Annotated in this window: 6 protein-coding genes and 1 pseudogene; 1 reads left to right on the top strand and 6 read right to left on the bottom strand. The window is 66.1% G+C overall.

Annotated features, from left to right (window positions below):
- Positions 1–470, top strand: a pseudogene (locus NRB20_RS37675) (hypothetical protein); the annotation flags it as partial.
- Between the two features lie 346 nt (positions 471–816).
- Here the strand turns inward: NRB20_RS37675 and NRB20_RS23800 are convergent.
- From NRB20_RS23800 to NRB20_RS23775, 6 genes are all read right to left on the bottom strand, one after another.
- Positions 817–1170 (bottom strand): hypothetical protein, encoded by a 354-nt coding sequence (locus NRB20_RS23800; RefSeq protein WP_153412652.1) that lies wholly within the window; start codon positions 1168–1170, stop codon positions 817–819.
- On the bottom strand, positions 1167–2012 hold the full coding sequence (locus NRB20_RS23795) for a bifunctional DNA primase/polymerase (protein ID WP_153412650.1): 846 nt from the start codon (positions 2010–2012) through the stop codon (positions 1167–1169). The genes NRB20_RS23800 and NRB20_RS23795 overlap by 4 nt, the downstream gene beginning before the upstream one ends.
- 307 nt (positions 2013–2319) lie before the next feature.
- Positions 2320–4116, bottom strand: a complete 1797-nt coding sequence (locus tag NRB20_RS23790; RefSeq protein WP_153412648.1) for a ParB/RepB/Spo0J family partition protein — start codon at positions 4114–4116, stop codon at positions 2320–2322.
- A 90-nt stretch (positions 4117–4206) separates the two neighbouring features.
- The gene (locus NRB20_RS23785; protein WP_153412646.1) at positions 4207–4884 is read right to left on the bottom strand and encodes a hypothetical protein; all 678 of its coding nucleotides are present in this window, start codon (positions 4882–4884) and stop codon (positions 4207–4209) included.
- Entirely contained in the window at positions 4881–5099 is a 219-nt protein-coding gene (locus NRB20_RS23780) for a hypothetical protein (RefSeq protein WP_153412644.1), read from the bottom strand. Before NRB20_RS23780 ends, NRB20_RS23785 begins: the two co-directional genes overlap by 4 nt.
- A gap of 60 nt (positions 5100–5159) precedes the next feature.
- Positions 5160–6383: a hypothetical protein gene (locus tag NRB20_RS23775; protein ID WP_153412642.1), complete on the bottom strand. Its 1224-nt coding sequence runs from the start codon at positions 6381–6383 to the stop codon at positions 5160–5162.
- Positions 6384–6479 lie beyond the last annotated feature (96 nt).

Raw genomic sequence — 6479 nt, 5'->3', positions numbered from 1 at the left:
CGGGGCTCTACCAGGAACGACAGTGGAAAGGCTGGGCAGACCAGCGGCTGCCGGCTACCCATAACCTGGTTGTCCGCGCGCCGCAGGCGCACGGACCACCCACAAACCACGTCGGTGGATCCGGGCTCAGCCGCCGCGGTCATGAGAAATTCGCCCCGTTCGACGAATGGTGGAGTACCAATGTCATCGACGCCGCCGCCGGGCCGAAGGTCTATTCCCGGCGGCGGCTCATCCTGGACATGGCCAACAAGGATGGCGGAGCCCATGTCGATCCCAGTGGTCCCCCTGCCGTCTACGTAGGATTCGCCAGGACCGGACACGGGATTTCGTACGCCGACAATGACTCCTTCTCAAATATGCGGCCCTTTGCTGGGAACGCAGCAGCGGAGTCAGTGCGGCAGGTGGCCTGGGAAGTCTCGCAGACGGTCGAGACTGATCCAGCGATCCAGAGTTGGCTTGCTGTTAACTGAACCTTGGTTGGTTATGTAATAGCGAAATCCGGCCAAGATCTTGACTCAAGACATGTTCGGCGTGGTGATCTGCTGGGTGGGGATGGCGGTGATCGTACTCTCATGACCGAACTGATCCGAACACCGAAAGATATTGTGACTCAACGTATTTTGCGTGCGGTGGTGTTGGGGTCGCGGAGGTCGGTGTGGCCGTGTTGGTCGCAGTAGGCGGTGGTGATGAAGCGGGGGCAGCTGTTGTGGGCGAAGTCGGCCCACCAGGTTGCGGGTGCGCCGCAGGTTTGGCAGCCGATCCCACCGTCGGGTAACGGGGCGTAGTGACGGACGCTGCGGCGGGTGGGGCGGCCCATTATTCGGTCACCGCCTTGAAGACGCCTGCGCGTTCTGTGTCGGTGCATCCGGCGAGGTAGACGCGGGTATGGATGGCGGTGTGCCCTTCGATTGGGCGGTAGGCGAAGAGCCATTGGTCGGCGGGAACGGTGTCGGGGACAGGGCCGTGTTCGCTGGTGGAGGCTATGAACTCTTCGAGTTGGCGAAGGTGGGCGGCGATCGCTGCTGGGGCGGAGCCGTGTTCGGCGATTGCCGCGTCGTCGGGTGCGTAGGTTCGCCAAAGCAGATTGCGTAGGTGGTGCAAGCCTCCGACGATCTGGCCGTCGAGTTCGGCGGGTTGGGTGATTTCGTGGGTGGAGATGTAGGCGATCATTGCGGGTCTCCAGGGTGTGAGGTGCCGAGGTGGCGGGGGTGGCGGGCGCCGTAGGTCAGGCCGTTGGACAGGGTGCGGTCGAGTTCGGCGGAGGTGAATTCGTGCTGGCCGATGTGGGGTGTCGCCGCGGTGGTGAGTGCGGTGCGGGCGTGGTCTTCGGTCAGGTATCCGGCGGCGGTGAGTCGCCCGAGGGTGAATGCGGCCTGGAACAGGGTTCTGTTTCGGAAGTGGTTGGCGGCGTGGGTAACTCGTGTGGCTTCGGATGAGATGATCGCTGCGACATAGGCGTTCGGGCTGGCTGGTGTGGGTGCGGGGACCAGTGGTGGTAGCGGGGGTGCGAGCTGGTCGGTGAGCCAGTGCGGCAAGGCGGCAGGTGGGTGTGGGTCGAGGATTCGGTAGCGCCTGGCAGCGGTACTCGAGCCGGGGGCGACGATGTAGCCGCCGTCGCCACGGGTGTCGATGCCGGGCGCGAGGCGGCCGACGGTGCAGCGCCGTAGTTCGGGGGTGACGGGTGCCTGGAAGTACAGGTGCCGCCCGTGCGGGCTGCGCACAGTGAACGTGGCAGGGATCTCGATGCCGACCCGATCAGCCAGGCGGACAAGGGGATCGGGATCGGTGTGGGTATCGATGTCGATGACGTACAGGTCGCTGGGTCCGGTCGCGACACCGATGTTGCGGTGCGGGTCGGAGGTCCACCAGCGGTTGATCCGGGCGGGATCGGTGGTGGCGAACTGGGGCCAGCTGGCGATGGCGGGGGTTTTGCGGCCCGGACGGAGTGGGAAGACGAACCATCCCCGCGCTGCCGCCCAGAGTGCGGCGTCGCGAAAATCATTGGTGGACAAGACAACACCTCCGTGGATGGGGTGATGGGCGAGGTGTGAAGGTGAAAGTGGGCGGTATCAGAACCCGATGTGTGTCAGGTTCTGATACCGCCCGAGAAGGAAGGTGTCCTACAGGTCGGATCCAACGGGCTAGTGCCTACACCAAAACTGTTGGTGGGCAAGATATCCCGTCAGCTGATCGCTCTCATGCCGCCGGCTGTCGCTGATCCGACTCCGATACTGCCGGTGGCGAGAGTGCTGACTAGTGGCGGGTGTGGCACCGAGCTCGTCCGATCCGCGTATCCGGTGGGGCCGGTCAGTCGTCGGGCTAGAGGGTGTCGGGGTCCAGGTCGCCAGCGGCTGACTGTTCGACGGGCATCAGGTGGTGGCCCAGCTCGGCGAGGAAGTGCAGGTAGTGCGCGGTCGCGGTGTCCTTGTGGGCCCAGCCGTCCTTGCTGATGCGTGCTTCGTGGGCGGCGAACACGAGTGTGAGGAGCATGACGGTGCAGCGTCCCGGGCGGGCTTTGGCCGCAGCGTCGGCCAGCCCGGCTCGCCAGCCGGTGATCTTCAGCCAGTCCAGGGCGTTCTGGGTGGCCTTGTAGTCGTCGGGGCCGATGAGGTGCACGCCGGAGGTTTCCAGCAGGAACCGTTGCGCCGAGGTCGGTGCGGTGGTGCGTTCGGCGAATGCGCGCAGGAAGTCCTCGCGGGCGGCGGTGGCGGAGGCGAAGTTCTTGGTCAGCGCCTCATGCCGATCCCTGAGCCGCTTGGCCTCTAGTGCTGCGGCTTCCAGTTCGGCCTGTCGCTGCCTGGCCTGAGCCTGAAGTTCGGCGACCCGAGCCTCGCGCGCGGCTCGGGCAGCCTCGTCCTCGACAGGGTCGTCCTGGTGGGAGTCATCGTGCCCGGCATCGCTGTTGTCTCCCGGCAGTGTTCGCGCGGGAGCATAGTCGGAATCAGTTGCAGTGCTGCTATTTTCGGTCTCGGCGCGCGCTGGCGGATCGATCTCCTCGGGTACCGGGACTGGTGCTCGGTGGTACTCGCCGGTGTCGACGAGATTGACGGGCAGGTAGTAGCGCGGTGCCCAGATATGCCGGTGTTCGACGGCATTGGCGTGCAGCAGCCCCTCGGCGGGGGCGTCATCAGGGTGGTGCTTGGTGGTCCAATCGACAGCGTCGGTATCGATGACAGCCCCGGTGGCGGTCTCGACTAGGACTGCGTCGGCTTCGGTGTCCAGGTACGCGACCCATCCGGCAGGGTTCGCGTGGAGTACCTCGGGTGTGACGGGTTCACCGTCGGTGGTGACCACGTCCTGGGCGAGGACGTAGAGCGCGTCCGAGCCCAGGGTTTGCGGTTCCATAACCGCGATCGCGAACCCGGCGGCCGCGTAGGGCAGGCTGGCGGCGAACCGAGCGCGGTCTTCCTCGCGTTCCTGGCGGATCTGATGTGCCTGGTACAGGAACGTGGTGCGTGGGGCGTGCTGGAGTTGTTGGACCGCGGCGGTATCGCCGAGGGCGTCGAACTCGGCGAGGATCGCGGCTTGGTCGATATCGAGCTGGTTGTCATCGAGCATGCTGCGGGCGGTGCGGGAGCGGCCGACCTTTCCGGCTTTGCGGATCTTGTCGAGGTCCCGGATCGCCAGTGCATGGGAGATCCGGGTGACCGGGACGCCCAGGTCGAGCATCTGGGCGATGCCAGCGCCGCGGTCGCCGTCGGTGAGCGGGGCGCGGTGGTCGTTGGCGTTGATCTGTTCGATGATCCTGGCGATCTTGCGGTCCTTGGCGGTCAGGTCGGGGGCCGGTTCGGCCCACACGGGAACCACCGGGCATCCGACCTCGAGTGCGATCAGTACGCGGCGTTGGCCTTCGAATACCAGCAGCCGGCCGTCCGGCTCGCGATACGCCTTGACCGCGGCTTTGACTCCGTTGACGCGGATGTCCTCGACCGTTTCCGGGAAGTCGTCGAGGGTGAAGTTCTCTCGGACGTTGTCATCCAGGATCAGCTCACGGGGATCTACGTACAGGGCCTCGGCGGCGGGGATCTGTTGTCCCGCAACGTGATCGCTGGCTACGGCATCGGTATCGGCGGGATCGGGCACGGTGCTGTTGCCGGGTTCGAGGGTGGTTGTCATCGGGGTGCTCCTATCGTGGAATGGGTAGGGCCCGGCCAGCTAGTCCCTGGCCGGGCCCTACCCGGGGTGGTGAAACGGTGACGAGGTTGTTCAGGTGGCGGGGACGTTCTGGAAACGCGGCAAGCGGCGGTGTCCGGTGACCAGTTCGGTGATCAGCTGGTCGTAGCCGACCATCAGATCGGCCATTGCGGTATCGAGCTGGCGGGATTCGACACCAGCGGTGTGCGGATCGATGACCGCCCGCGTGACCGCGAACGTCACGAGCCGGTCGATGACCGCCGAAAGCGGCTCGGTGTGCATCGGCACGCCGCGCCGGGCCCGCACCGGTAGCGCGGCGAGAGTGAGCCGGTCGAGGGTGGCGATCAGCTCGTCGTGCTCGAACGCCACCTGCGTGGGCGAGATCGGCTCGCGCGGGTCCGCGGTGTGTTCGTGCATCGCCAACGCCGCCAAATCCCGTACCGCGTCCAGGATTTCGCTGTCGCCGCACGGAACGATCACCTGCGAGCACGCGGCCACGACCGCCGCCGCGGACGGCAACCGGGTGCGTGGACCCTGTGTCCAGGGCTGCCTGCGGATCACGAATATCGCTGCCCGCCTGCGGGACACAGGCCGCGCGGACCGGCTGCCCGAGGTCGCCGCGGTGCGGCGGCGTGTCGGGCAGGTGAGTGCGGCGACCATGTCCCGCCAGCCCGGGAAACCGAAAGCGCGCGAGACGATGTCGCGTTCGGCCGGGGTGATCGGGCGCGACCGTTCGGCGGGCCCGGTCATCGCGAGCCTTTGGTGCGGGCGGCGAGGTTGATCGGCTCGATGGTCATCAGCTCGGAGTCCTGTGCGATCAGGGTGTACCGCCAGTAGCGGCCCTTCCAATCGGAATGCTCACTGCGCCACCGGTGCGCGATCTCCTCGCCCAGCTCGGAGACCGGGCCCGCGGCGCCGAGGTAATGCAGGCGGTCGTACTCGGCGCGGGGAACAGTCGTGGTCATGATGGGTACCTCCATTCGATGGGTGATGAAACCTGTTGCGGTGCAACAAGACACAGTGGTTCAGACGAGGGCCATGGCGCGCAGGGCCAGGTCGTCGAGGGTGTCCGCGCGGGCGGGGTCGGGAACGGTCTGGGAATAGCTGGTGACCGCATTGGCGATCCCGGCCGCGGAGAGTTGTCCGGCGGCGATGAAATGGGTCAGGATCCCGGCGCGTTCGGTGTCGGTGAACCCGACCTGCTTGCCGACCACTTCGAGGGTCTTCTCCGGCTCCCGCACCGGGGTACCGGCCTGCTCCTCGAGTTCAGCGACCCGGTCGGCCAGGAACGTGGGGGAGAGCCACTCGGTGACGGTGTCGCGAGCCTCGGCGGTGATGACCGCCAGCTTCTTGCGGTAGGTGTCCTGCGACCAGCGGTGTGGATCGTCGGTCAGCCTCTCACCCAGGTGCCGCCGGGTGCGGGCGAACAACGGCAGCGACAGGCCGTTTCCGCACACCTGCACCACCAGTTCGGGTTTGAGCGTCAACAGGTGGTGTCCGGTCTCGGAATTGGCGAAACGGAACCCGGCGAACACGATCGGCTCGTCCCCGGGCCGATACCCCTGGCCTTCGCGTTCAGCGATCGGACGCCACTGCTCCAACTGCGAGACCGCGGCGAGCCGGTCGGCTTCGAGATCGGGGTTGGTAAACGGGTTGCGGTATCCGGCAAGGAAATTCGGTGCCAGCGCCGTGACTTTCGGGGCGTAGACCTTGCAGTGCATCGAGGTCTCGCTCAGATCGCATTCGCGGACCTCGGCCTGGGTGTCGGCTTGGCGGATCCCGTCCAGGACCGCGACCAGCACGTCGAGGTTGTCAATGATCCCGTACCGATCCGACAGGAACGCCCGCAGCACCCCTTGCTCGCCGGGCTCGGCGGTGAACAGGCGCAGCAGGAACGAGCGTTGATCGGGCCCGGCGATACCGGGGGAGCCCTGGAGCAGGCCGTTGACGTTGGCGTCGTACAGATCCAAGCGTGCATCCGCACGCAGCCGGGTCAGGTAGCGGCCGGGAACATCCAGCTTGGACGCGATCTGCGTATCCGCGGACCCGGTCGGCCGATAGACCCCGTCGATCGCGGTCACACCGCGTTCGTCGAGAACCGGTGCGATCCCGGACAGTTCGATCGACCCCTCGCGGGCGCGAATCGCGGTCGCGGGCACCACGAGATCGACCTTTGCGGTGCGCTGCTGCTCGAGCAACCTCACCATGCCGGGTAAGTCCGTATGACGAGCAATGGTGGAAACAGACATCGAGATACTCCCTTCGAAATGAACTGGATGGATGTGAAAGATGTTGCTGTGCAACCCAATTACGTGGCAGGTGCTGAGACCGCCCGGATAGGCTGG

Source organism: Nocardia macrotermitis (assembly GCF_009604405.1).
Classification (GTDB): domain Bacteria; phylum Actinomycetota; class Actinomycetes; order Mycobacteriales; family Mycobacteriaceae; genus Nocardia; species Nocardia macrotermitis.
This window is presented reverse-complemented; position numbering and strand designations above follow the sequence as displayed.